This window comes from Sinomonas sp. RB5 (assembly GCF_054063535.1).
This window is the reverse complement of the sequence record NZ_JBSSGJ010000005.1, coordinates 1-24,689: the sequence shown is the minus strand read 5'-3', so window position 1 is coordinate 24,689 and position 24,689 is coordinate 1. Positions and strand designations below refer to the sequence as shown.

At 72.9% G+C, this 24,689-nt stretch carries 24 protein-coding genes; 10 read left to right on the top strand and 14 right to left on the bottom strand.

Annotation, left to right across the window (positions count from 1 at the left end; all coding sequences use genetic code 11):
- Nucleotides 1-64: 64 nt before the first annotated feature.
- The 5 genes from ACVWWH_RS07580 to ACVWWH_RS07560 all read right to left on the bottom strand — a co-directional run bounded on the left by ACVWWH_RS07580 (nucleotide 65) and on the right by ACVWWH_RS07560 (nucleotide 4,068).
- A complete protein-coding gene (locus ACVWWH_RS07580) occupies nucleotides 65-1,123 on the bottom strand; it encodes a lipoate--protein ligase family protein (protein ID WP_457316154.1) in 1,059 nt (352 codons plus the stop codon).
- A 134-nt stretch (nucleotides 1,124-1,257) separates the two neighbouring features.
- Nucleotides 1,258-1,515 carry a type B 50S ribosomal protein L31 gene (locus ACVWWH_RS07575; RefSeq protein WP_066497698.1) on the bottom strand — a complete coding sequence of 86 codons (258 nt, stop codon included), beginning with the start codon at nucleotides 1,513-1,515 and terminating at the stop codon, nucleotides 1,258-1,260.
- A gap of 90 nt (nucleotides 1,516-1,605) precedes the next feature.
- Nucleotides 1,606-2,439, bottom strand: coding sequence for a TrmH family RNA methyltransferase (locus ACVWWH_RS07570; protein WP_457316153.1), 834 nt, complete (start codon nucleotides 2,437-2,439; stop codon nucleotides 1,606-1,608).
- Nucleotides 2,432-3,229 (bottom strand): sulfite exporter TauE/SafE family protein, encoded by a 798-nt coding sequence (locus ACVWWH_RS07565; RefSeq protein ID WP_457316152.1) that lies wholly within the window; start codon nucleotides 3,227-3,229, stop codon nucleotides 2,432-2,434. Before ACVWWH_RS07565 ends, ACVWWH_RS07570 begins: the two co-directional genes overlap by 8 nt.
- Nucleotides 3,229-4,068 (bottom strand): ABC transporter ATP-binding protein, encoded by an 840-nt coding sequence (locus tag ACVWWH_RS07560; protein WP_066497695.1) that lies wholly within the window; start codon nucleotides 4,066-4,068, stop codon nucleotides 3,229-3,231. Before ACVWWH_RS07560 ends, ACVWWH_RS07565 begins: the two co-directional genes overlap by 1 nt.
- Before the next feature lie 99 nt (nucleotides 4,069-4,167).
- Between ACVWWH_RS07560 and serB the strand changes: the two genes are divergently transcribed.
- Nucleotides 4,168-5,055 carry a phosphoserine phosphatase SerB gene (serB, locus tag ACVWWH_RS07555; protein ID WP_457316151.1) on the top strand — a complete coding sequence of 296 codons (888 nt, stop codon included), beginning with the start codon at nucleotides 4,168-4,170 and terminating at the stop codon, nucleotides 5,053-5,055.
- A 162-nt stretch (nucleotides 5,056-5,217) separates the two neighbouring features.
- Here serB and ACVWWH_RS07550 read toward each other — a convergent pair whose 3' ends face one another.
- Nucleotides 5,218-5,961, bottom strand: coding sequence for an SDR family oxidoreductase (locus ACVWWH_RS07550; RefSeq protein WP_066497689.1), 744 nt, complete (start codon nucleotides 5,959-5,961; stop codon nucleotides 5,218-5,220).
- Between the two features lie 152 nt (nucleotides 5,962-6,113).
- A complete protein-coding gene (locus ACVWWH_RS07545; protein ID WP_457316150.1) occupies nucleotides 6,114-6,839 on the bottom strand; it encodes a beta-ketoacyl-ACP reductase in 726 nt (241 codons plus the stop codon).
- A gap of 114 nt (nucleotides 6,840-6,953) precedes the next feature.
- On the opposite strand from ACVWWH_RS07545, the gene ACVWWH_RS07540 reads away from it, so the two are divergent.
- The 4 genes from ACVWWH_RS07540 to ACVWWH_RS07525 are packed head-to-tail and all read left to right on the top strand — an operon-like array spanning nucleotide 6,954 to nucleotide 9,161.
- Nucleotides 6,954-7,466 carry a DUF3099 domain-containing protein gene (locus ACVWWH_RS07540; RefSeq protein ID WP_457316149.1) on the top strand — a complete coding sequence of 171 codons (513 nt, stop codon included), beginning with the start codon at nucleotides 6,954-6,956 and terminating at the stop codon, nucleotides 7,464-7,466.
- The gene (locus tag ACVWWH_RS07535; protein WP_457316148.1) at nucleotides 7,463-7,717 is read left to right on the top strand and encodes a hypothetical protein; all 255 of its coding nucleotides are present in this window, start codon (nucleotides 7,463-7,465) and stop codon (nucleotides 7,715-7,717) included. Before ACVWWH_RS07540 ends, ACVWWH_RS07535 begins: the two co-directional genes overlap by 4 nt.
- Complete coding sequence (locus tag ACVWWH_RS07530) at nucleotides 7,702-8,667, top strand: SURF1 family cytochrome oxidase biogenesis protein (RefSeq protein ID WP_457316147.1); 966 nt, start codon at nucleotides 7,702-7,704, stop codon at nucleotides 8,665-8,667. The genes ACVWWH_RS07535 and ACVWWH_RS07530 overlap by 16 nt, the downstream gene beginning before the upstream one ends.
- On the top strand, nucleotides 8,667-9,161 hold the full coding sequence (locus tag ACVWWH_RS07525; protein WP_457316146.1) for a YbaK/EbsC family protein: 495 nt from the start codon (nucleotides 8,667-8,669) through the stop codon (nucleotides 9,159-9,161). The genes ACVWWH_RS07530 and ACVWWH_RS07525 overlap by 1 nt, the downstream gene beginning before the upstream one ends.
- 12 nt (nucleotides 9,162-9,173) lie before the next feature.
- Here the strand turns inward: ACVWWH_RS07525 and ACVWWH_RS07520 are convergent, their stop codons facing one another.
- From ACVWWH_RS07520 to ACVWWH_RS07500, 5 genes are all read right to left on the bottom strand, one after another.
- A complete protein-coding gene (locus tag ACVWWH_RS07520) occupies nucleotides 9,174-10,775 on the bottom strand; it encodes an ABC-F family ATP-binding cassette domain-containing protein (RefSeq protein WP_457316145.1) in 1,602 nt (533 codons plus the stop codon).
- Between the two features lie 43 nt (nucleotides 10,776-10,818).
- Nucleotides 10,819-11,757: an NrfD/PsrC family molybdoenzyme membrane anchor subunit gene (gene nrfD / locus ACVWWH_RS07515; RefSeq protein WP_457316144.1), complete on the bottom strand. Its 939-nt coding sequence runs from the start codon at nucleotides 11,755-11,757 to the stop codon at nucleotides 10,819-10,821.
- Nucleotides 11,754-12,572 (bottom strand): 4Fe-4S dicluster domain-containing protein, encoded by an 819-nt coding sequence (locus ACVWWH_RS07510; RefSeq protein ID WP_457316143.1) that lies wholly within the window; start codon nucleotides 12,570-12,572, stop codon nucleotides 11,754-11,756. Before ACVWWH_RS07510 ends, nrfD begins: the two co-directional genes overlap by 4 nt.
- Nucleotides 12,569-15,811 (bottom strand): formate dehydrogenase, encoded by a 3,243-nt coding sequence (gene fdh / locus ACVWWH_RS07505; protein ID WP_457316142.1) that lies wholly within the window; start codon nucleotides 15,809-15,811, stop codon nucleotides 12,569-12,571. Before fdh ends, ACVWWH_RS07510 begins: the two co-directional genes overlap by 4 nt.
- Before the next feature lie 108 nt (nucleotides 15,812-15,919).
- Nucleotides 15,920-17,578, bottom strand: coding sequence for a RecQ family ATP-dependent DNA helicase (locus ACVWWH_RS07500; RefSeq protein WP_457316141.1), 1,659 nt, complete (start codon nucleotides 17,576-17,578; stop codon nucleotides 15,920-15,922).
- 116 nt (nucleotides 17,579-17,694) lie between these two features.
- Between ACVWWH_RS07500 and ACVWWH_RS07495 the strand changes: the two genes are divergently transcribed.
- From ACVWWH_RS07495 to ACVWWH_RS07480, 4 genes are all read left to right on the top strand, one after another.
- Complete coding sequence (locus ACVWWH_RS07495; protein WP_457316140.1) at nucleotides 17,695-18,741, top strand: zinc-binding dehydrogenase; 1,047 nt, start codon at nucleotides 17,695-17,697, stop codon at nucleotides 18,739-18,741.
- 105 nt (nucleotides 18,742-18,846) lie between these two features.
- Nucleotides 18,847-19,488: a biotin transporter BioY gene (locus ACVWWH_RS07490; RefSeq protein ID WP_457316139.1), complete on the top strand. Its 642-nt coding sequence runs from the start codon at nucleotides 18,847-18,849 to the stop codon at nucleotides 19,486-19,488.
- A gap of 5 nt (nucleotides 19,489-19,493) precedes the next feature.
- Nucleotides 19,494-20,267, top strand: coding sequence for an energy-coupling factor ABC transporter ATP-binding protein (locus tag ACVWWH_RS07485; protein WP_066497668.1), 774 nt, complete (start codon nucleotides 19,494-19,496; stop codon nucleotides 20,265-20,267).
- Nucleotides 20,267-20,887 carry an energy-coupling factor transporter transmembrane component T family protein gene (locus ACVWWH_RS07480; protein WP_066497667.1) on the top strand — a complete coding sequence of 207 codons (621 nt, stop codon included), beginning with the start codon at nucleotides 20,267-20,269 and terminating at the stop codon, nucleotides 20,885-20,887. Before ACVWWH_RS07485 ends, ACVWWH_RS07480 begins: the two co-directional genes overlap by 1 nt.
- A gap of 33 nt (nucleotides 20,888-20,920) precedes the next feature.
- Here ACVWWH_RS07480 and ACVWWH_RS07475 read toward each other — a convergent pair whose 3' ends face one another.
- Complete coding sequence (locus ACVWWH_RS07475; RefSeq protein WP_457316138.1) at nucleotides 20,921-22,135, bottom strand: thiolase family protein; 1,215 nt, start codon at nucleotides 22,133-22,135, stop codon at nucleotides 20,921-20,923.
- Nucleotides 22,116-23,525 (bottom strand): class I adenylate-forming enzyme family protein, encoded by a 1,410-nt coding sequence (locus tag ACVWWH_RS07470; protein ID WP_457316137.1) that lies wholly within the window; start codon nucleotides 23,523-23,525, stop codon nucleotides 22,116-22,118. The genes ACVWWH_RS07475 and ACVWWH_RS07470 overlap by 20 nt, the downstream gene beginning before the upstream one ends.
- 76 nt (nucleotides 23,526-23,601) lie before the next feature.
- Between ACVWWH_RS07470 and ypfJ the strand changes: the two genes are divergently transcribed.
- Nucleotides 23,602-24,504: a KPN_02809 family neutral zinc metallopeptidase gene (ypfJ, locus tag ACVWWH_RS07465; protein WP_457316136.1), complete on the top strand. Its 903-nt coding sequence runs from the start codon at nucleotides 23,602-23,604 to the stop codon at nucleotides 24,502-24,504.
- Nucleotides 24,505-24,689 lie beyond the last annotated feature (185 nt).

Here is a 24,689-nt window from a genome sequence, read left to right as displayed (position 1 = left end):
ACGACGGCGACCACTCGCCGTCGTGCGCCCGGCCACCCGTGCGGGGTGAGACGACGGGGGGCGCCTACGGGACGCGGTGCAGCCAGGCGTGCGTGGCGAACTTGCGCTCGGCGAGGGCCCGGGCGTCCACGAGCGACTCCTCGGACAGGGCCACGCGGCGGGCGCCGTAGCGGGACTCGAAGGTGCCCATCATCGCCTCGAAGATGTCCGCGCGCTCCATGCCCGTCTGCCGCTTGAGCGGGTCGACCCTCTTCTGCGCGCTCGCGATGCCCTTGTCCGAGATCTTCTCCCGCCCGATGCGCAGGACCTCGGTCATCTTCACAGCGTCGATGTCGTAGCTCATGGTCACGTGGTGGAGCATCGCGCCGTTGCCGAGCCGCTTCTGGGCGGCACCGCCGATCTTGCCGGCGTGCGTGGCGATGTCGTTGAGCGGCTTGTAGAAGGCCGAGACGCCCACCTTCGCGAGGGCCTCCATGACCCAGGCATCGAGGAACGGGTAGGACTCGGCGAAGGAGAGCCCGTCCACGAGCGAGGTCGGCAGGTAGAGGGAGTACGTGACGCAGTTGCCGGCCTCCATGAACATGGCACCGCCGCCGGAGATCCGGCGCACCACCGTCACGCCGTGCTTCTCGACCCCGTCCGGGTCCACCTCATTGCGGTAGGACTGGAAGGTCCCGATCACCACGGAGCGTTCGTCCCAGTCCCACAGGCGCAGGGTCGGGTTGCGCCGGCCCTCCCCGACCTCCCGGGTGAGGACCTCGTCCAGGGCGACGTTCTCGGTGATCGACAGGGTGCTCGGCGGGATGACCTCCCAGTCGTGGTCGGCCCAGGTGGTCGCGTGCCCGAGGGCGCGGCGGACCGCCACGGCCACGGAATCGGGGTCGAACCCGAACATCACGGCCGAGGGGCCCACGGCCTCGGCGACGGCTTCGCTGATGGCCGTGTTCGGTGCGTGCGTGGACAGGCCGAGGAGGGCCTCGTTGATGTCCGCGAGGGCCTCGTCCGGCTCGAGGAAGAAGTCCCCATTGATGCTCGCCCAGGTGATGACGTCGCCGTCGACCGCGAGGTCGGCGACCACGAGTTTGCCGCCCGGAACCTTGAATTCACCGTGATAGTCCGTCACGGCTCCAGCGTAGACCCGTTCTGCGAGGGCCCGTCCTGGGACAGCCCGAGAGGGGCCCGGACACGGCGAAGGCGCCGTCCCGAGGGACGGCGCCTTCGTCGTGGCAGTGGCCTGCGGCTGGTGAACCAGTCGGGTCAGGCCTTCTTGCCGAAGTTCTTGAAGCGCGCGTTGAAGCGCTCGACGCGGCCGGCCGAGTCCATGATGCGCTGCTTGCCCGTGTAGAACGGGTGCGACTCGGAGGAGACCTCGACGTCGATGACGGGGTAGGTGTTGCCGTCCTCCCACTCGATCGTCTTGTCCGAGGAGACCGTGGAGCGGGTGAGGAACTTCTTGCCGGAGGCGAGGTCGTTGAAGACGACGAACTCGTACGACGGGTGGATATCAGACTTCACAATGGGCCCTTTGCTAGCGCCCCTGGATTTTGCCAGAGGCCAGGTGTGAACGCCCTCCCGGTTGGAGGGCCAGCAGTCAATGTTACCAGCTCAGCGGGCTCTCAGCTCCCAGAACGCCACGGCGCTCGCGGCCGCCACGTTGAGCGAGTCCACGCCGGGCCGCATGGGGATCTTCACGGCGAGGTCGGCGGCCTCGAGCGTCTCGGGGGCGATCCCCGCGCCCTCGGTCCCGAGCACGAGCGCGAGCCGGTCGATGCGGCGGGCGGCGAGCTCGTCGACGTCGACCGCGTCCTCGGCGAGCTCGAGGGCGGCGACGGTGAAGCCGAGCCGCCTGAGCTCCCCGATGCCGCCGGGCCAGGAGTCCAGCCTGGCCCACGGGACTTGGAAGACGGTGCCCATGCTCACCCGGATGCTGCGGCGGTACAGGGGGTCGCCGCAGCGCGGGGTGACGAGGACGGCGTCGATGCCGAGCGCGGCGGCGGAGCGGAAGATCGCGCCGACGTTGGTGTGGTCCACGATGTCCTCGAGGACGGCGACCCGGCGGGCGCCGGCGAGGAGCTCGTCGACCGGCACGGGGGCTGGCCGGTGCATCGCGGCCATCGCGCCGCGGTGCAGGTGGAAGCCGGTGATCTCCTCGAGCAGCGCCGGCGTTCCCACGTACGCGGGAACGTCCGGGTAGGCGGCCAGCACGTCGGCGAGGCCGTCGAGCCACTTCTCGGCCAGGAAGAAGGAGCGCGGGCGGTGCCCGGCCGCGAGCGCGCGGCGCAGCACGCGGGAGGACTCGGCGATGTAGAGGCCCTCGGCAGGCTCGCGCAGGGTGCGCAGGCGCACGTCCGTCAGGCTCGTGTAGTCGGCGATCCGGGGATCCTGGGCCGAGGCCAGCCGGACGATCTGCTGTTCCTCCCCCTGGGGCGCGTCAGGCATTGAAGAGCTTGGCGAGCAGGTTCACGAGCGCCACGACGCCGAGGATCACGATCACGATCCGTAGCACCAGGGGCTTCATGCGCCGGCCGATGCCCGCGCCGAGGAACCCGCCGAGCGTCGAGCCGACCGCGATGAGCAGCACCGCGAGCCAGTTGATGCGGTCGAACGCGAACAGGAGGTAGGCCACAGCGGCGACGAGGTTCACCACGAGGCTCAGGACGACCTTGATCGCGTTGGACTGCTGGAGCGTTCCGTGGAAGAAGATGCCGAGCACGCCCATGAGCAGCACGCCCTGCGCGGCCGTGAAGTAGCCGCCGTACACGCCGATCAGGAACACCAGCAGGTACAGGATGAACGGGACCTTCTGCAGGTCCGCCTGCTCGGGCGTGATGTGCTCGAGCGCCTGGCGCGCCTTGGCCCACGCGGACAGGCGGGGCTGGAAGATCACGAGCAGGATCGCGATCACGATCAGCACCGGGGCGACGAACCCGAACACGCTCTCGGGCAGGTGCAGGAGCAGGAACGCGCCGAGCAGTCCGCCCACGAGCGAGACCGGCAGGAGCTTCAGGAGCGTGCGCTTGGCGCTGACGGCCTCCCGACGGTACCCGTAGGCGCCCGAGAAGCCCCCGGCCACCAGGCCCATCGCGTTCGAGATGATCGAGTTGACGGGGCTGTAGCCGAGGGCGACGAGGACCGGGAACGTCACGAGCGAGCCCGAGCCGACGATCGTGTTGATCGTGCCGGCCCACAGGCCCGCGAGGAAGATGAGGACGTCCCCCCAGAAGCCCATCACGCGCGCGGCGCGGCCGCAGCACCGGCAGTGGCGGTGCCCTGCGCCGCAGCGCCGTCCTTGGCCGTGGCCGTGTAGCGGCCGTCCTGGGCGCGCACGTCGAGCGGCAGACCGAAGGTCGCGCTCAGGTTCTCCTCGGTGAGCGTGGAGGCGATCGGCCCGGCGGCCACCACGGTGCCCTCGCGCAGCAGGAGCGCGTGGGTGAAGCCCGGCGGCACCTCCTCGAGGTGGTGTGTGACGAGCACGACGACGGGCGCGGCGTCGTCCTGGGCGAGGTCGGAGAGCTTGTACACGAGCTCCTCGCGGCCACCGAGGTCGAGGCCGGCCCCGGGCTCGTCGAGCAGGAGCAGCTCGGGGTCGGTCATGAGCGCGCGGGCGATCTGGACCCGCTTGCGCTCCCCCTCCGAGAGCGAGGCGAACACCCGTCCGAGGAGCGGGCCCATGCCCCACTCGTTCAGGAGGCGGAAGGCGCGGCGCTCGTCGTCCTTCTCGTAGCGCTCGAGCCACCGCCCGGTCACGCCGTATGCGGCGGTGACGACGACGTTGAGGACCTTCTCGCCCTCGGGGATCTGGTTGGCCAGGGCCGCGGACGACAGGCCGATGCGCGGGCGCAGCTCGAAGACGTCCACCTTGCCCATCGTCTCGTCGAGGATGTCGACGCGGCCGCTGCTCGGGTGCAGGCGCGCCGCCGCCAGCGACAGGAGTGTGGTCTTGCCGGCGCCGTTCGGGCCCAGGACGACCCAGCGCTCCCCCTCATTCACCTGCCAGTCGATGCCGTCCAGCAGCTTCTTCGTCCCGCGGACGACGCTGACCCCAGACAGCTGGAGAACATTGCTCATGGCCTCTGACACTAGTCCAGATGCTTCGCTCTCGGCGAACCGCGCCCGCCCGGGCCCGCCGGGGCCGGGCCGCGGCGGCCCTCGGTAGAATGTGGGCTTATGCCAGCACACTTCGCCGCAGTCCTCCATGCCGTCACGCTCACCGACGACGACGCGGCCGCGGCCGCCCGCGCCCTCGAGGGGGCAGGGGCCGCCGTCGGGCCGTTCGAGCGCCCGGCAGGAGGGGACGGGGACGGCCGCTACGCCGTGCTCACCGCGGAGGTGAAGCTCGACGCCGGCCACGCGCCCGCCGCGCGGGCCGCGCTGGCGGGGCTCGGGATCGGTGCGGCGCTCGTCCCGGCCGGGCTCCGCGAGGCCGAGCGGAAGCTGCTCATCATGGATGTCGACTCGACGCTCATCCAGCAGGAGGTCATCGAGCTCCTCGCGGACTACGCGGGCAAGCGCGAGGAGGTCACCGCCGTCACCGAGGCCGCCATGCGCGGCGAGCTCGACTTCGCGCAGAGCCTGCACGCGCGCGTCGCGACCCTCGCGGGCCTTCCGGAGGACGTCATCGCGAAGGTGCGCGACGCCGTCGTGCTCTCCCTCGGCGCCGAGGACCTGATCGAGGCGTTCCACGCCGGCGGCCACCTCGTGTGCGTGGTCTCGGGCGGGTTCGAGCAGATCCTCACCCCGCTCGCCGAGCGCCTAGGGCTGGACCACTGGCGCGCCAACGAACTCGAGGTGGCCGATGGCAAGCTCACGGGCCGGGTGCTCGGCGAGGTCGTGGACCGCGCGGTCAAGGAGCGCATGCTGCGCGAGTGGGCGGCCCAGCACGGGATCGCCCTCGAGCACTGCATCGCCGTGGGCGACGGGGCGAACGACCTCGACATGCTCGCCGCTGCCGGCCTCGGGGTGGCGTTCAACGCCAAGCCGAAGGTCCGCGCGGAGGCCGACGCCGCCGTCGACCTCCCCTACCTCGACGTGGTGCGCCACCTCGCGGGGGTGTGACCCCTCAACGCGACGGAGGCGACTCCTGAACGCCACGGACGTGACTCCTCAACACAGCGGACGTGACTCCTCAACGCAGCGGACGTGGCTCCTCGAGGTTGAGGAGTCACGTCCGCGTGGTTGAGGGGGCAGGTCCGCTGAGCGGCCGGGCCCGGAAGTGCGTCAGGCCTGGAAGTGCCCGGCCCCGCCCACGTACTCGGTGTGGCCCGTCGGCACGTCCGCGGTGACCATCTTGGCCACCTCGGCCCCGAACTCCTCGACGGAGTACAGCTTGCCGGCGGCCTCGCGGCGGGACTCGATCGCCCCGGGGGCGGCTCGCTCGAGGAGCGTGGCGGTGATGGTGCCCTCGATCATGTCGCCGGAGACGACCACGAACGTGATGCCCTTCTCCTCGAGCCACGGGACGAGCTCGCGGAGGGCCGTCTCGCCGGCGCGCTTGGACCGGGCCACGGGCTCGTAGGCATCCATCGTCTGGACCGAGTCGATGAAGTGGGCCTGGTGGCTCGTGACGAACACGACGCGCGAGCCGGGCTTCATCCGCTCCGCGGCGGCCTTGAGCATCGACACCTGGGCGTCCCGGTTGAGCCGGAGCGCGTAGTCCTCGCCGAGGCCGGACTCCATGCCGCCCGAGGCGTTGAGAACCAGGATGTCGAGGGAGCCGAAGGCGTCGACGGCAGCCTGGGCGAGCGCGTCGACGTCCGCCTCGTTGGTCAGATCCCCGCCGACCGCGATCGCGCGGCCGCCCGCGGCCTCGATCTCGGCGACCACCTTGTTGGCGCGCGGCGCCTTCTGGCGGTAGTTGACGACGACGGCCGCCCCCTCGCCGGCGAGGACCTTGGCCGTCGCGGCGCCGATCCCTCGCGACGACCCCGTGACGATCGCGGCCTTGTTGTCCAGGACTCCCATGCGTGCTCCCCTTCGTCTGCTCCGGCCACTTTGTGTGACCTCGCCAAGTTTTCGGTGACTGCGCTCCATCATGCCAGCCCAGAAGCGGCCGGGCCGTTGTCGGAACCCTCCAACAACGCCCCGGCCTGCGCGCCGCGCGCGGCGAGGAGCCGCTAGTGGCCCATGCCGAGGCCGCCGTCGACGGGGATGACCGCCCCCGAGATGTAGGCGGCCTCGTCGCTCGCGACCCAGCGGACCACGTCGGCGACCTCGTCGGCGTCGGCGAACCGGCCGGCGGGCACCCGGGAGAGGTAGTCCTTCTGGGTCTCCTCCGGCAGCTCGGCGGTCATGTCGGTCTTGATGAAGCCCGGCGCCACGACGTTCGCGGTGATCCCCCGCGAGCCGAGCTCACGGGTCAGCGACCGCGCGAGGCCCACGAGGCCGGCCTTCGAGGCGGAGTAGTTGATCTGGCCGGGGGCCCCGTACAGGCCCGAGACCGAGGAGATGAGGACCACGCGGCCCTTGCGCAGGCGGATCATGCCCTTGGACGCGCGCTTGACGACGCGGAACGCGCCGGTGAGATTCGTGTCGAGGACGGAGGTGAAGTCCTCCTCGCTCATGCGCAGCAGGAGGGTGTCCTTGGTGATGCCCGCGTTGGCGACGAGGACCTCCACGGGGCCGTGGGCCTCTTCGACCGCCTTGAAAGCGGCGTCGATACTGGCCTCGTCCGTCACGTCGGCCTGGACGCCGAGGATGCCCTCGGGCAGCTCGCCCGCGGTCCGGTAGGTCACGGCGACCTTGTCGCCGTTCGCGAGGAACGCCTTGGCGATCGCGAGGCCGATGCCCCGGTTGCCTCCGGTGACGAGGACGCTGCGGGGGGACGGTGCTTCCGAGCTCACTGACGCTCCTAGGGAAGAAGGGAGGACGCCGCTGGTCGGCGCCGGTTCAGGGTGCATCCTAGCCAAATTGGCCGGTGCCCGCCGTGGTGGGAGAATGGGCCTGCTGGGAGTGTGATGACGAGAGAACAACACGGCCGCGAGGCCAGCGACAGGTACGGCGAGTACGCCGTGGACGGTGCCGAGGGCGCCCCCGAGGTCCACAGCATCACGTCCGCCGCGCCCGGGCACAGCGTGGACATGCGCCAGCGCATGGTCCGCTACGCGGTGGCCATGGGCATCCGCGTGGTCTGCATCGTCGCCCTGTTCTTCCTCGACGGCTGGTTCAAGCTCATCGCCGTCGCCGGCGCCGTCTTCCTGCCCTGGGTCGCCGTGGTAATCGCCAACGCCCAGACCAAGGGCGAGGAGTACGACAGCGAGCTCATGGACCACATCTCCTACGGCGAGCTCGACGCGGGCCGCCCCGAGGACGCAGACCCCGCCGCGTCACCGGCACCGCACGGCGAGACGATCCTCGGGGAGACGGTCGACGACGATCCGGACCGCGAGGAACCAGCCGGACAGGACCAGGACGGCAGCGCGGCCCCGCGCAGGACCGGCTCCGAGTCCCCGGAGGCCGGCGCCGCATGAGCCTGTTCAGCCTCCTGCCCGGCGACTCCGGGCTCCCCGAGGCACCCCTCTGCTCCCGCAAGGGCTGCCGGGCGCCGGCGCTCTGGCGCCTTCTGTGGAACAACCCCAGGATCCACACGCCCGAACGCCGCAAGACCTGGCTGGCGTGCGCCGAGCACCGAGGCTGGCTCGAGGACTACCTGCGCACCCGCCTGCTCTGGCGCGAGACCCTGCCGCTGACGGAAGCATCTTCTCCATGTACCGATTCCTGATCTCCCGGCGATGGCTCACCTATCTGGGGCTGGCCATCGTGTTCGCGATCGCCTGCGTCCTCCTGAGCCGCTGGCAGATGGCGCGCCTCGACGAGGCCAAGGCCAACGTGGACCTGGTCACCCGGAACTATGACGCCCCGCCCGTCCCGTTCGCCCAGGCTGCGCCCGACTTCACGTCGCTGCCCTCGGACAGCGAGTGGAAGCAGGTCTCGCTCCACGGCTCGTACGACACGGCCCAGACCCGGGTGGTGCGGAACCGGCCCAATTCGGGCCAGCCCGGCTACGAGGTGGTCGTGCCGTTCAGGGTCGACTCCGGCCAGACGGTGATCGTGGACCGCGGCTGGCTGCCGATCGGCAACAAGGAGGCCGGGAGGCCGGACTCTGTCCCGGCGCCCCCCGCAGGCGAGGCGACCGTCGTCGTGCGACTGCGCCCGAGCGAGCCCGCCCTGGACCGCGGCGCGCCGGACGGCCAGCTCGCCTCGATCGACCTGCCCACCTACGCCCAGCAGCTGCCCTACCCCGTGCTCACCGGCGCGTACGGCCTCCTCGCAAGCGAGAATCCCGCCCCGCCCCAGGCCGCCCCGGCCTCGCTGCCCAAGCCGGCGCCGGACGAGGGCATGCACCTCTCCTACGCGCTCCAGTGGCTCGCCTTCGCGGTCCTGATGTTCATCGGCTTCGGCTACGCGGCACGCCAGCAGGCCCGCAACGACGCCATCGACGCGGCAGCCGATGCCGCCGAGGCCGCCGAACTCGCCGAGCTCGACGCCCAGCAGCCGGAGGACGCCGCGGAGGGCGCCGGGGCCGGGGGGCACTCCCACCGCCGCGACGAGGCCCGCCGCGCCGCCGACGCGGCCGCCGCGCGCGCCGCACGGTTCGCCCCGCGCAGGAAGCGCCGGCCCACGGCCGAGGAAGAAGAGGACGCGATCCTCGACGCGCAGGGCTTCCGCTGATGCCGCACGACGACGCTGCCTCCGGCGGCGACGGGCCCGCCGTCGCCCGTGTCCGCGCGGCACTGGCCGCCGCCGGCCTGCCGGACACCGTGCGCACCTTCGACGACGAGGTACCCACCGCCGCCGCAGCGGCCGGGGTCCTCGGCTGCGACCTCGGCGCGATCGCCAACAGCCTCGTGTTCGAGCTCGACGGCGCCCCGCTGCTCATCCTCGCGAGCGGGGCCGGGCGCGTCGACACGAAGCTCGTCGCCGAGCGCCTCGGCTCGGGCCGGATCCGACGCGCCTCGCCCGGCTTCGTGCTCGCGCACACCGGCCAGCGCGTGGGCGGCGTGGCGCCCGTGGGCCATCCCGAGCCGCTGCGCACGCTCCTCGACACGCACCTCGCGGCGTATCCGACCCTGTGGGCCGGCGCCGGGGACCACCGCTCGATGCTGTCGATCTCCTACGAGGACCTGGCCCGGGTGACGGGCGCCCGGCCGCTCGAGGTGCGGTAGCCCCCAGGCCTCTCAGGCGAGGGTGATGAGGTCCAGGTAGTCCGCGCTCCACAGGTCCTCGACGCCGTCGGGCAGGAGGACCACCCGCTCGGGGTTGAGCGCCTCGACCGCACCCTCGTCGTGGCTGACCATGACCACGGCGCCCTTGTACGTCTTCAGCGCACCGAGGATCTCGCGCCGGCTCGCCGGGTCGAGGTTGTTGGTCGGCTCGTCGAGGAGCAGCACGTTGGCGCTCGAGGCGACGATCGTGGCCAGGGCGAGGCGGGTCTTCTCCCCGCCGGAGAGGACGCCCGCGGGCTTGTCGACGTCGTCGCCGGTGAACAGGAACGAGCCGAGGATCCCGCGGACATCCGCGTCGCCCAGGTGGTCCGGCGCCGCGCGGCGCATGTTCTCCAGGACCGTGCGGTCGTGGTCGAGCGTCTCGTGCTCCTGGGCGTAGTAGCCGACCTTGAGCCCGTGGCCCTGCCTGACCTCCCCGGTGTCCGGGGTGTCGATGCCGGCGAGCATGCGCAGGAGCGTGGTCTTGCCCGCGCCGTTGAGGCCAAGGATGACGACGCGCGAGCCGCGGTCCACCGCGAGGTCCACGTCGGTGAAGATCTCCAGCGAGCCGTAGGACTTGGACAGGCCCTCCGCGGTGAGCGGGGTCTTGCCGCACGGCGCGGGCTCCGGGAAGCGCAGCGCGGCCACCCGGTCCGCCACCCGCTCCTCCGCGACGCCTGCCAGCAGCCGCTCCGCCCGCTTGGCCATGTTCTGGGCGGCGACAGCCTTGGTGGCCTTCGCCCGCATCTTGTTGGCCTGGTCGAGGAGCACCTGGGCCTTCTTCTCCGCGTTCGCGCGCTCGCGCCGGCGGGCGCGCTCATCGGTCTCGCGCTGGGCGAGGTAGCGCTTCCAGCCCATGTTGTAGATGTCGATCACGGCGCGGTTCGCGTCGAGGTGGAAGACCTTGTTCACCGTGGCCTCGAGCAGCTCGACGTCGTGGGAGATGACGATGAGGCCGCCCTGGTGCGCCTTGAGGAAGTCCCGCAGCCAGGCGATCGAGTCGGCGTCGAGGTGGTTGGTGGGCTCGTCGAGGAGCAGGGTGTCAGCGCCCGAGTAGAGGATGCGGGCCAGCTCGACGCGGCGGCGCTGGCCGCCGGAGAGCGTCCGGAGCGGCTGGTTGAGGATGCGGTCCGGCAGGGCGAGGTTCGCCGAGATGGCGGCCGCCTCGGCCTCCGCGGCGTAGCCGCCGCCGGCGAGGAACTCGGCTTCGAGCCGGTCGTACCGGGCCATCGCCTTGCGCTGGACCTCTGCATCCTCACTCGCCATGTCCGCCTGCGCGGCGCGCAGCTTGCGCACCACCACATCAAGCCCGCGCGCCGAGAGGATGCGGTCCCGGGCGAGCTGCTCCATGTCCGGGGTGCGGGGGTCCTGCGGGAGGTACCCGATCTCACCGGCTCGGGTCACGGTGCCGGCCGCGGGCAGCCCCTCCCCCGCGAGCACGCGGGTGAGGGTCGTCTTGCCCGCGCCGTTGCGTCCCACGAGGCCGATCTTGTCTCCCTTGTCGATCCGGAAGCTCACCTCGTCCATGAGGAGGCGTGCGCCGGCGCGCAGTTCGAGATTGGAGACAGTGATCACTTCGGGACGGGCCTTTCGGGGGGAGCCGGCCCGGACATGGGCCTCATCCCATGGTATCGGCCTTGGCGGGCTCCTCCTGACGCGCTGCGAGCCGCTCCCGCTGGGGCACGACGACGTACTTGGGGTCCAGGGTCGAGGCACGGCCGGCCTCGAAGATCCCGAAGCGGAGCAGCGCCGACCCCGCAGCCACGGCCAGGCCGCTCACCGCACTGACCACGCGCGAGGACCGGCCGCCGAGGGCGATTCCGACCGCGCCGCCCACGGTGAGGGCCTTCGACAGCCGCAGCAGCGTCCCTGCCCGGCCCTGGTGGAAGGTCTCCGCGGAGAGCCTGCCGCTGCGCTCCATGGCGAAGCTCATCGCGGTCTCGACGGCCGCACCGCCGATCGCCATCCGGCGGGCCGGCCCGGCCTCGGCCAGGGGCGAGAGCGCCGCGCCGATGCCGCCCGCCGATGCGGCCGCGGATCCGGCGAACACGAACGGCATCACCGCGTGGGCGTCGTGCCACGTGGGCACGGCCGTGTCCGAGACGAGCACCGCGGTGTAGGTCGCGACCGCCGAGCCGGCGATCCCCGCGCCGATGCCCGCGGCCTTGCCGGCGCGCGGGAAGATGCCGAGGACGTCGGCCGCCGCGCTGGCGCCGGCCAGCGGCCCGTAGACGGAGAGGATCCACGAGCCGACGCTCATGGGCGAGGTGGGCTTGGCGACGCGCAGCATGTTGAGGAAGCGCTCCGGACGCCCCAGGTCATGCACGAGGGCGGCCACCGAGGCGGAGATCGCGGTGAGGGCCGTGAGCTTCGCGGCGCGCTCGAGGCGCGGCCGGCCGGTGTGCTGGGCGCCCGCGGCCAGGATCGACGACGCCCCCGCGAGGCCGCCGGCGAAGATGTAGCCCGCGATGTCCAGGGCCTCCCAGGTCGGCTCCTTGAGGATGGGGCGCCCGTAGTAGGAGATGAACTCCTCGGTGCGGCGGCGGCGCGGGCTCACTTGCGGCCTCCCCAGAAGACGAGGGCAGCCCCGGCGAGGAGGCCTGCCGCGGCGCCGGCGGCACGCTTCCACATCGCGGGGAGGTCCCGCGTGGTCACGATCGGGTCCGGCGGCAGGCCGTAGGTCTCGGGCTCGTCGAGCAAGAGGAAGAACGCGCCGTCTCCGCCCACTCCGTTCTCGGGATCGCGGCCGTAGAGCTGGGCGCCCGCCTCGCCGCGCTCGTGCAGCTCGGCGAGGCGGGCGTCCGCGCGCTCGCGCAGCTCGTCCAGCTCGCCGTACTGGATGGACTTGGTGGGACACGCCTTGGCGCACGCCGGCTCCTCGCCGACCTCGAGCCGGTCGTAGCACATGGTGCACTTGAAGGCCCGGCCGTCGTCCTTGCGCTGGTCGATCACCCCGTAGGGGCAGGCGGACACGCAGTACCCGCATCCGTTGCAGATGTCCTGCTGGACGACGACGGTGCCGTGCTCGGTGCGGAAGAGCGCGCCGGTGGGGCAGACGTCGAGGCACGCCGCGTGCGTGCAGTGCTTGCACACGTCGGAGGACATGAGCCACTTGACGCCGTCGTGGCCGCCCTGGTCGGTGGCCGGGACCTGCTTCTCGATGAAGGCCACGTGGCGCCACGTGTCGGCTCCGAGGGCGGAGGTGTTGTCGAACGACTCCCCGGTGAGCTCGAGGTTCGAGTCGGCCGGGACGCTGTTCCACTCCTTGCACGCGACCTCGCAGGCCTTGCACCCGATGCACAGGCTCGTGTCCGTGAAGAAGCCCTTGCGCGGAACCCCGACGGTGGGCATGCCCAGCGATGTCACGCTCATTTCCTGATTCCCTCCAGCCCGGTGTTCTCGTCAATTCCCGCGCGCCGCCGGTACTCCTCGACCAGGGCCAGCAGATCCTTCCCGCGCGGCCGGCGGCCGGGGCGGATGTCGACCGTGAGGGCCTTGACCTCCTGGATGTGCACGTTGGGGTCCATCGCGATCGAGGAGAGCTCGTTCATCGCATCGCCCTTGCTCAGCCCGTTCGGGCCCCAGTGGTACGGCATGCCGATCTGGTGGGCGGTGCGGCCGCCCACGACGAGCGGCCGCATGCGGTCGGTGACGAGGACCCTGGCCTCGATCGCCCCTCGGGCCGAGACCAGCGTGGCCCAGCCCTTGTGGGTGAGCCCGCGCTCGGCCGCAAGCGCGGGCGAGACCTCGCAGAAGCTCTCGGGCTGCAGTTCGGCGAGGTAGGGCAGCCAGCGGGTCATCGCGCCGGCCGTGAAGTGTTCCGTGAGCCGGTAGGTCGTCAGCACGTAGGGGTAGACCTCGGCCCCGGGCTCGCGGCCGCTGGGGTGGTAGCGGTTGCCCTCGCGCGGGAGGAGCTTCCTCAGCGGGTTCCGGCCCTGGCCGTAGAGCTCATTCTCGAACGGCGATTCCTGCGGCTCGTAGTGGGTGGGGATCGGACCGTCGGACAGTCCGGCCGGGGCGTACAGCCACCCCTTCCCGTCCGCCTGCATGATGAACGGGTCCGTGCCGGAGAGGGCGTCCGGCCCGCGGGCGCCCTCCGGCGGCCTGTAGCTCGGCGGCTTGGTGGGCTCGAAGTCGGGGACGTCGCCGCCGGTCCACTTGCCGGCGTCCTCGTCCCACCAGATGAGCTTCTTCCGCTCGCTCCACGGGCGCCCCTCGGGGTCCGCGGACGCCCGGTTGTACAGCTCGCGGCGGTTCGCCGGCCAGGCCCAGCCCCATTCGAGGCCCGCGGGGGTCTGCTCCTGGTGGGGCTTGCGCCGGGCTGCCTGGTTGACGCCGTCGGCCCTGACGCCGCAGTAGATCCAGCACCCGCACGTCGTCGAGCCGTCGTCCTTGAGCTCGGTGTAGGCCGAGAGCGGGGAGCCGTCGGGGCCGGCCCCGTTGATCTCGGCGAGCACGCCCTCCGCGTCGGGCTCGTCCTGGGGACCGCCGTGCGGATAGTCCCACGTGAGGTCGAGGACGGGGCGGTCGGCCTCGTCGGGCGAGTCCGCGAGGAGCGCCCGGATGCGGTTGCCCAGGTGCCAGACGAACCAGAGGTCGCTCCGGCGGTCGGCCTCGGGTTCAACGGCCTGGTCACGCCACTGGAGGAGGCGGTTGGTGTTGGTGAAGCTGCCGGCCTTCTCGGTGTGGGCGGCCGCAGGGAAGAAGAAGACCTCCGTGGCGATGTCCTCCGTGCGCAGCTCCCCGGTGGCGATCTCGGGGCCGTCCTTCCACCAGGTGGCGCTCTCGATCTGGGAGAAGTCGCGCACCACGAGCCAGTCGAGCTTCGACATCCCCATCCGCTGGAGGTGGGTGTTGGCCGAGCCCACGGCGGGGTTCTCGCCGAAGAGGAAGTAGCCCTTGCAGGTCCCCTCGAGCTGGGCGTCGACCGTGTCGTAGGTGCTGTGGCTGCCCGTGATCCGCGGCAGGTAGTCGAAGCAGAAGTCGCTCTCCGCCGTCGCGGCGTCCCCCCACCACGCCTTCAGCAGGCTGACCATGTAGGAGCGCGAGTTGCCCCAGAAGCCTGCTTTGGGCGAGTCCGCCTCGATGTAGGAGTCGAGGTCGAGGTGGTGCTCCGCGTGCGGGCTGGGGAGGTAGCCGGGGAGGAGGTCGTAGAGGGTCGGGATGTCGCTCGAGCCTTGGATGCTCGCGTGGCCGCGCAGGGCCATGATCCCGCCCCCGGGGCGGCCGATGTTCCCGAGCAGCAGCTGCAGCACCGAGGCGGTGCGGATGTACTGCGTCCCCGTGGTGTGCTGGGTCCAGCCGACGGCATAGGCGAAGGCGGTGGTGCGCTCGCGGCCGGAGTTGGCGGTGATCGCCTCGGCGACCTCGCGGAAGAGGTCCTGCGGCACACCGCACACCCGCTCCACCATCTCCGGGGTGTAGCGGGAGTAGTGGCGCTTGAGGACCTGGAAGACGCAGCGCGGATCCTGCAGGGTCGTGTCGCTGCGCCACTCGCCGGTCACCGACGCGCCGCCGGACCCGTGTGACTGGGCGTGCGAGGCCGCGCCCACCGAGCTTCCGCCTTGGAAGTCCGAGTCGCGCTCGCCCGAGGACGGTGCGGCGTATCCGCCCTGGTACTGCCACGAATCGGTGTTGTAGGCGCGGTTCTCCGGGTCGAAGCCCGAGAAGAGCCCGTCGAGGTCCTCGGTGTCCTGGAAGTCCTCCGAGAGGAGGGTGGCCGCGTTGCTGTAGGCCACGACGTAGTCGTGGAAGTAGGCGTCGTGCTCGAGCACCCAGTTGATGAGCCCGCCGAGGAACGCGATGTCGCTGCCGGCCCGGAGGGGCACGAAGGTGTCCGCCATGGCGCTGGTGCGGGAGAACCGGGGGTCCACATGGATGATCTTCGCCCCGCGCTCCTTGGCCTCCATGACCCACTGGAAGCCCACCGGGTGCGCCTCGGCGAAGTTGGAGCCCTGGATGATGATGCAGTCTGCGTTCGCGAGGTCCTGGAGGTAGGTGGTCGAGCCGCCCCGGCCGAAGCTCGTGCCGAGGGCGGCTACGGTCGAGCTGTGGCAGACGCGCGCCTGGTTCTCGACCTGGACGACGCCGAGGGCAGTGAAGAGCTTCTTGATGAGGTAGTTCTCCTCATTGTCCAGCGTGGCGCCGCCGAGGCTCGCGATGCCCAGCGTGCGGCGCGTGCGGCGTCCCTGGGACTCCCACTCCCAGGTGTCCCGGCGCGTGTCGACCACCCGCTGCGCGACCATGTCCATGGCCGTCGCGAGATCCAGCCGTTCCCACTCCGTCCCGTGCGGGCGCCGGTAGAGCACGTACTTCTCGCGGGCGTCGCCCGTAGTGAGCTGGAGCGAGGCCGAGCCCTTGGGGCAGAGCCGGCCGCGGCTGATCGGCGAGTCCGGGTTCCCCTCGATCTGGATGACCTTCTCGTCCTTGACGTAGACCTTCTGGGCGCATCCCACCGCACAGAAGGGACAGACCGAGTCCACGACCCGGTCCGCCGTGTCGGTGCGCGCCCGCAGATTCTCGGTGGCACGGGATTTCGCCGCGGCATGCCGCCCCGTGGGGTCGTGGTCCAGGAACTGGCGCAGTACGGGCCACTCGAGCGGACGTGCCATGGGAAACCCCTCCCGGTCGCAGTGCCATCGCTGCGTGACCGGCATCACGCGGCGGACGGGAGCCATACTAGCCCCGCCCCCTCCATGCCCCGCCAGAGGCCAGGTCAATCAGGCGTGTTCGGCGTGGACCAGCAGCCGCTCATCCCCGTCGATGGCCGAGAGGGCGAGCTCCTTGTATCCGACGGAGTCGAAGAGCACCGTGATCCTGTCCGGCTCGACCCCCATCACCAGGCCGGCGCCCCAGTCCCGGTGGCGGACGGGGTCCTGCATCGACCAGCCCTCCGGGACGTTGGCCTCGTGCTCGCGGGCCTGTTCCCTGCTCCCGTCCTCTTCGCAGCGGTCGCAGGTCCCGCACCAGGACGGGGCATCCTCGCCGAAGTAGTTCAGGAGCCAGTGGCGGCGGCAGCCGTCCGTCTCCGCGTAGCCCCGGGCCATCTCGATGCGGGAGGCGTCGACGCGCTGCCGGGACTCCTCCTCGGCGCGCGCCCGGCTGACCGCGTCCCCGGAGCCGACGCCGCCCGACGCGCGGTACCCGGACCGCCCCGCGTGCACGCTCCCGCTGTGCACGAGCAGGTTCAGGATGCGGGACTGGGCGCGCGGCGACAGGCCGGTGCGCTCCCGGAGGGTGGCCGCCCGGGCCGGACCCAGAGCCCGGACGGCCTCGAACACGCTCGCCACCTGGTCCTCGGGCACGTGGCCGCCGGCGAAGAACCGCTTGAGCCCCAGGTCTTCGGGCCGGTAGTGCAGGACCGCGAGGGCAGCCCCGCCGTCCCTGCCCGCGCGCCCGATCTCCTGGTAGTAGCTGTCCAGGGAGTCCGGGATGTCGGCGTGGACCACGAACCGGACGTCGGGCTTGTCGATCCCCATCCCGAACGCGGTCGTGGCCACGACGACGTCGAGCTGCTCCCCCGGGCTCCCCTCGAGGAACCGGGCGTGGACCGATGCGCGGTCTGCGGCCCGGAGGCCGGAATGGTAGGCGGCCGCGGCCAGCCCTTTGCCGGCGAGCGCTGCGGCGAGCTCCTCGCTCTCCCTCCGGGTGGCGACGTACACGAGGCCGGGGCCGTCGAGCGAGGCGACCTGGCTGAGCACGGCGGCGCGCTTGCCGTCCTCGCTCTCGTGCCGCTGGACCCGCAGCTCGATCTCGGGCCGGTCGAAGCTCTGGACGAGGACCAGCGGGTCGGCCAGGCCGAGCCTCTCGACGATCTCGGCGCGCGTGTGGGGCGAGGCGGTGGCCGTGAGGGCGATCGCGGGCGGGCTGCCCAGGCGGCGGCGCACGTCCTGGAGCACGAGGTAGTCGGGACGGAAGTCGTGTCCCCACGCCGAGACGCAGTGGGCCTCGTCCACGACGAACAGCCTCGGCTCCAGCTCGGCGAGGCGCGAGACCGTCTCCTCGCGCGCGAGCTGCTCCGGCGCCAGGAACACGAAGCGGGCCGTGCCGGCGGCGAGGGCCTCCCACGCGGCCCGTTCAGCCGGTGCCCGCACCGTCGAGTTGAGCACGACGGCGGTGCCGTCGCCGAGCGCGGCGTCGAGGGCCTGGGCCTGATCCGCCTGCAGCGCGACCAGCGGGCTGACCACCACGGTCACGCCCGGCAGCACCGCTCCGGGCACCTGGTAGATCGCCGACTTGCCGTGCCCCGTGGGCATCACGGCCAGGACGTCGCGGCCCTCCGCCGCCGCCCGGACGGCCTCGAACTGGCCCTCCCGCCACGTCTCGATGCCGAAGGCTTCGCGGGCGATGCGCCGCAGCGCGCCGGTCGTGTCTTCCATCCATCCGCCCTACCCGACGCGGGGTCAGGGGAAACGCCGGCGCCCGGCGTGAGACGATGCCGCAGGAGCGGACGCGGCCGGACGAGGGCCGCCCGCAACTGCAGCCTAGGAGGACCATGCTCGCCATCGTCATGGACGACATCGCAGGACCGCTCGCCGTGCGCGAGGTCGCAGAGCCCGAGGTGCCGGAGGGCGGGGTCGTCGTCGCGGTGGCAGCCACCGGGCTGTGCCGCAGCGACTGGCACGCGTGGGCCGGGCACGACGACGTCGCGCTCCCCCACGTCCCCGGGCACGAGTTCGCCGGTGTCATCGCCGCGGTGGGCCCGGGCGTCACGACGTGGACGGTCGGCGACCGCGTCACCGCCCCGTTCGTCGAGGGCTGCGGGACCTGCGAATGGTGTCTGTCCGGCAACGCCCAGGTCTGCCCCGACCAGGAGCAGCCGGGCTTCACGCACTGGGGGTCCTTCGCTGAGCGCGTCGTCGTGCACGCGGCGGACACCAACCTCGTCGCCATCCCCGAGGGCGTGGACTTCGAGGCGGCGGCGAGCCTCGGCTGCCGGTTCGCGACGGCGTTCCGGGCGCTCACCAGCCGGGCACACCTCGCCGCCGGCGAATGGCTGACCGTGGTGGGGGCCGGCGGCGTCGGCCTCAGCGCGGTCATGATCGCGAAGGCCCTCGGCGCCCACGTCATCGCCGTCGACCGGAACGCCGGAGCGCTCGCCGCGGCCACGGCCCTCGGCGCGGACCACGTCCTCCTCGCGGACGGCTCCGACGTCCCGGCCAGGGTGGCGGCCCTCACCCACGGCGGGAGCCAGGTCTCCGTCGACGCCGTCGGCAGCGAGCAGACCTGCGCGGATGCCCTCCTGAGCCTGCGCCGCCGGGGCCGGCACGTGCAGATCGGCCTCCTGCCCCCGGTGGGAGGCGACCCGCGCGTGCCCATGGCGCGGGTGATCGCCTGGGAGCTCGATGTGTTCGGCAGCCACGGCATGGCCGCCGCCGACTACCCGGCGATGCTCGACCTGATCGCCTCGGGAGCGCTGCGCCCGCAGGAGCTCATCGAGCGGGTCATCGGTTTCGACGAGGCCGCCGCCCTGCTGCCCGTCTTCGACTGGGCGGACGTCGCGGGCATCACGATGATCCGTCCGGGCCGAGGCTCTTTGTAGCCACCCGCCAACGCCCGGCGCCGTGCCATCGTGGGCCGCCTACAAAACGGGGCGGGTGCCCGCTCCGTACCCTTCTGACAGAGCCAGTCACTGCCAGGAGGAACGATGAGCCATCAGAGGACCTGGGCGCCGCACCCGCAGCGGGCCGGAGAGGGCAGCCCCCGCGTCCCGCAGAAGCTGTGGGACTCCCAGTCGCTGGCCCTCGTCGCCGTGTTCGCCGCCCTCATCGCCGCCTCAGCGATCGTCCCGGGCATCCCCGTCGGGAGCTTCGGCGTGCCCATCACGCTCCAGACGCTCGCCGTCATGCTCACCGGCCTCGTGCTGGGCGGCGCCCGGGCAGCCGCCGCGGTGGCCCTCTACCTCGTGGTCGCCTTCGCGGGCCTGCCGATCTTCTCCGGCGGCCGCGCCGGCCTGCAGGTCCTCGCCGGCGGGTCCGCCGGGTACATCATCGGGTTCCTCCTCGCCGCCCTCCTTGTGGGCATCGCCGCGCAGCTGATCATCCGAAGGCTGCCGGCCAGGCGCCGGGCGGTGTGGTTCTTCCTCGCCGCCACGGTGGTCTCGGTGGTGGCGGTGCACACGCTCGGTGCGCTGGGCATGGTGGTCAACCTCAAGCTGTCCTGGCCGGCGGCGTTCGCCGCCGACCTCGTCTACTATCCCGGCGACATCCTCAAGAACGCCGTGGCGGCGGTGGCGGCGGTCGCCGTGCACCGGGCCTTCCCCGATGTCCTCGTGCGGCGCGTGAAGTGACCGCGATGTCGACCCAGCACGCAGGCCACGGCACTCACGGCGGGATCGGGCTCGCGGACGTGGGCGTCGTCGTGCCCGTCGACGATCCGCAGCCCGGCGCTCCCGCCCAGAAGGTCCTCCTCCACGGCATCGACCTGGTGCTCACCGAGCCGCGCATCGCCGTGATCGGGGCCAACGGCTCCGGCAAGTCCACCCTCCTGCGCCTGCTCAACGGACTCGTCGCGCCCAGCTCGGGGTCCGTCGCGGTGCACGGCCTGGACACCGTCCGCGAGGTCCGTGCCGTGCGCCAGCGGGTCGGGTTCGTGTTCACTGACCCGCTCTCGCAGCTCGTCATGCCCACGGGGCGGGAGGACGTCGAACTCTCGCTGCGGCGCCGTCATCCCGGGCGGGCCGAGCGCGCCCGCGCCGCCCAGGCGGTGCTGGACCGGTTCGGCCTGGGTCCGCTCGCGGACCAGAGCGTGCACGAGCTCTCCGGCGGCGAGCGCCAGCTGATGGCGCTCGCCGCGGTGCTGGCGGTCGGGCCCGAGGTGCTCGTGCTCGATGAGCCCTCGACCCTGCTCGACCTGCGCAACCGCGAGCTGCTGCGGCGGACCCTGGCCTCCCTCCGCGAGCAGGTCATCCTTTCGACCCACGACCTCGATCTGGCGGCGGACGCCGACCGCGTGCTCGTGGTCGAGGACGGGGGCATCGCGTTCGACGGCGACCCGGCGGCCGCCGTTGCCTTCTACCGGCAGCTGTGCCTCGACCAACCGGCCCGGCCCGCGCGGGGGCACGCCTGATGCGCCGCCCCGCGGCCGGGCTGCTCGCCGGCTACGTCCACGGCGACTCGTGGCTGCACCGCACCCCGCTGTGGGCCAAGTTCGCCGGCGTGGTGGCGGCCGGCGCGGCGAGCTTCGTCCTGCTGGACTGGCGCGCCTCCTGCGCCGCGCTGGGCGCCGTGGTGCTCGCCTGGCTCTCGGCCGGCCTCGGCGTCCGCAGGCTCGCTGCCTCCTGGAGGCTCGTGCTGCCCCTCGCCGTCGTGCTCTTCGCGTTCCAGTGGTGGCAGCAGGGTCCGGCGGCGGCCGGCCGGATCGTGGCGAACCTCCTCCTGTGCTTCGTGGCGGCGGGCCTGCTCACCGCCACGGTGCCGCTCCAAGACCTGCTCGACGCCGTCGCCTCCCTCGCGCGGCCGTTCCGGCGCCTGGGTGCCGACCCCGAGAGGTTCGCCCTCGCGATCGCCATCATGGTGCGCAGCATCCCCGTCCTCGCCGGATCGTTCGCGGAGGTGGGCGACGCCGCCCGCGCCCGCGGCCTCGAGCGCAGCGTGCGCGCGCGGACCGTGCCGGTGGTGCTGGCCGCCGTGGCCTACGCCCGGCGCACCGGAGACGCCCTGGCGGCCCGGGGACTCGGCGACGACTGAGCCGCCGGGGATCGGCCGGGGCGACCGGGCCGGTCAGGGAGTGCGCACGGTCGCGAACAGTGCGGCGGTGCCGATGCCCCCGGCGGAGCTGATCATCGCGAGGCAGAGCGACCCGGCGGGCAGCCGCTGGGCCCGGGTGAGGAGCCGGACCACCGAGACCGCGCCCGAGGCCCCGTAGGCGTGTCCGAGGGCGAGCGCGCCGCCCTCGGTGTTGAGCACCCGGTCCAGGTCCTCCCCCGCCAGCCCGAGCCGGTCCGTGCACGCGAGGACCTGTCCCGCGAAGGCCTCGTTGAACTCGATCGCGGAGACCTCGCCGGCGGGCACGCCGTGCCGGGCCAGGAGCCGCTCGGCCGCTGCCGCCGCACCGAGCCCGAGGCGGCGCGGATCCACCCCCACGGTCTCGGCGCCGAGGAAGGCCAGGGCCGCGCAGCCCGGGCGGGGCGCAAGTCCGGAACCGGGGCCGGCCACGAGCGTGGCCGCGGCGCCGTCGGCGTCGGAGCACGAGTTGCCGGCCGTCACCGTGCCGCCCGGCACGAACGCCGCCGGGAACCGGGCGAGCAGCCGCGCGTCGAGCCGGGCGCGCGGGCCGTTGTCCGCGGTGACCCAGTCCTCGGCGCCGGGAGCGCGGACGGCGACCAGTTCGCCGTCGAACGCGCCGGATGCCGCGGCCCCCAGCGCGCGGGCGTGGCTGCGCAGCGCGAAGGCGTCCTGGCGCTCGCGGCTGACGCCGGCCTCGCGGGCCACCGTCTCCGCGGCGAACCCCATGTCGGGGTCGGTGGGCTCGGCGGCGCCCGCCACCGAGGGGGCATGCTGGGCGCGGCGGTAGAACTCGAGGGAGCCGTCCGGGCGCCGCCGCCCGCGCACCGGGGCGGTGCTGACCGACTCCGCTCCCCCGGCGAGGTACGCCGCGCCCGCACCGGCCTGCACGAGACGGCAGGCGAGCACGATCGCGTCGAGGCCCGAGCCGCACTGCCGGTCCACGGTGATGCCGGGGAGCCGCTCGGGCAGGCCGGCCGTGAGCGCGGCGAGGCGGGCCAGGTTGCCCCCGCCGCCGGCGGCGTTGCCGATCACGATGTCGGCGACGTCCTCGGCGGACCCGCCGGCCCTGTCCGCGAGAGCGGACAGGACGGGGGCAAGGAGCTCGTGGACCGGCACCCCGGCGAAGAGCGTCCCGGCGCGGGCCAGCGGGGTCCGCAGGCCCTCGAGGACGAGCGGCGCCCCCTCCGGGCTAGGCCAGGCGGCGGGCACGCGGGTCCCCCTCGAGCACCCATCGCTGGAACTCGGTCCTGGAGAGCTTGCCGCGCTCGGTGACGGGCAGCTCCTCCAGCTCGACGTACTCGAGCGGCCGCTTCGCCGGCGCAAGCCGTCCTTCGAGGCCCGCGCGGAGCTGGAGCTGGCACATGCCAGCGTGGGCGGGCACGATTCCCGCGACGATCCGCTGGCCGCGCACGTCGTCGGGGATCCCCGCGACGACGACCTCCGCGACGCCCGGGATCATGGCCAGCGCGGCCTCGACCTCGTGCGGGTACACGTTGTGGCCGCCGGTGTTGACCATGTCCTGGGTGCGGCCGAGGACATGGAGCTCGCCGTCGGCGAGGAAGCCCTGGTCACGCACCGTGCACCAGTCGCCGAGCCGGGTGAACGCCTTCCCGTCGTCGCCCCACACGTAGCCGTCGGAGACGAGGGGGCTGCGCACGCAGATGTTGCCGGTCTGCCCGTCGGGGACGGGCGCGCCCGCGTCGTCGAGGATGGCCAGCTCGACGCCTTCGAAGGTGCGGCCGACGCCGGTCCCCACCTCGGTCCCGGCCGTGCCCGGATCGTGGCGGCTCGAGGCGACGAAGCTGAGCTCGGAGGCGCCGTAGTACTCCCAGACGACCGCCCGGGGTGCCCAGCGCCGCACCGCCTCGAGGGTGCGGCGGTCGAGCTTCTGGCCCGAGCACACCACGGCGCTCACCCCGCTCGCGTCGACGTCCCCGGCCACGCCGCGTTCGGCGAGGACGCGGAGCATGGTCGGCACGAGCACCAGGCGCGTGATGCCGCGCAGGGTGACCTCGGCGTGCGCGTCCCCCACGTCGAACCCGGGCAGCGTGTGGAACGCCGCTCCGGCCCAGAGGCATTCGGAGAGCGTGTAGAGGTTCAGGCTCGCCGAGAGCGGGCCGGGGGCGAGGACGCGATCAGCGGGAGTGAGTCCGAACGCCGCGGCCGACGCCGCGAAGGAGCGCGCCCAGGAGGCGCGGGAGCGGCTGAAGCCCTTCGGCACGCTCGTTGTGCCCGAGGTGAGGCCCACGAGGAAGGTCGAGGCGCCGCTGCCGTCCGCGAGCTCGGCGGGCTCCAGGCGTCTCCCGGCGGGCGCACCCCAGCGGGCGGCCAGGCGCTCCTCGACGTCCCGGGCCAGCTCGTCGGGCCAGGCCGGGTCGAGGACGGCGCACTCGCGCTCTCCGGCGACCCCGGCCGCCCAGCGCACGGCGAAGTCCACGCTGTTGGGCGCCCGGAGCACCCCGGTGGGATCGCCCGAGGCGGCGAGCGCCGCGGCGGCGTCGTGCAGCTGCGCCCACGAGAGCCGTTCGCGCCCGCAGACGACCGCGGGCTCATGCGGCTTCTCGGCGGCCCACCGCGCGAGCCGGTCCAGAAAGGGCATGGGGGAATTCTATCGGCGCGCCGCCGGCGTCTCCCCGGTGCGCCCGCGATCATGACGCGACGGCTAGCGTGGGTCCATGAGCTTCAACGATGGCAGCCAGCTGGACCCGTCGCAGGTCGAGGACCGGCGCGGCGGCGGAGGGCTGGGCCGGGGGCCGCTGATCGGCGGCGGCGTGGGCGGGGCCCTCCTCGTGCTCGCGCTGACGCTCCTCGGGGTGAATCCTGGGCTCCTCGGCGACCTCACGGGCAGCTCCGGGCAGTCCGGGACCGCCACCGGCCAGGCCAGCGCCGGGACGAGCCAGTGCCGCACCGGAGCCGACGCCGCGCAGCGGCTCGACTGCCGCATCGTCGGGACGGTCAACAGCGTCAACGCCTTCTGGGCGGGCTACCTGCCGTCGCAGGGCGTCCGCTACACCCGGCCCAAGGCGGTCGTGTTCACCGGGCAGACCTCGACCGCGTGCGGGCCCGCGACGACGGCCGTCGGCCCGTTCTACTGCTCCGGGGACGTCACCGCGTACTTCGACCCGGGCTTCTTCGACGAGCTCGTGACCCGGTTCGGATCCTCGGGAGGGCCGCTGGCCCAGGAGTACGTGGTGGCCCACGAGTTCGGCCACCACGTCCAGGACCTCGTCGGCACCCTCGGCTACGCCCAGAGGGACCCGCAGGGCCCGGAGTCCGGGAGCGTGCGCGTGGAGCTCCAGGCGGACTGCCTCGCCGGCATGTGGGCGCACTATGCGAGCACCACCGACGACCCGGCCACGGGGAAGCCGTACCTGCAGCCGATCACCCAGAAGGACGTCCAGGACGCGCTCTCTGCCGCGGCCTCGGTGGGCGACGACCGGATCCAGAAGTCCGCGACCGGGCGCGTGGATCCCGAGAGCTACACGCACGGCACGAGCCAGCAGCGCCAGACGTGGTTCATGCGCGGCTTCAGCGGCGGGGACCTCAAGCAGTGCAACACCCTCACCGGCCGCGTCTAGCGTGCTCGCCGCGCCTGCCGCACGCACGACGGCAGCCGGGGGGCGGGCCGGGGGGGGGCGGCCCGCCGCCCGCGGGGGCGCGCGGGGGCCCCCGCCCCCCGGCGCGGGGTGTGGTTTCCGCGGGGGGGCCGCGGGGGGCGGCCCGGGAGGGGGGGGCCCCCCCGGTGGCGCCCCCCGGGGCGCCC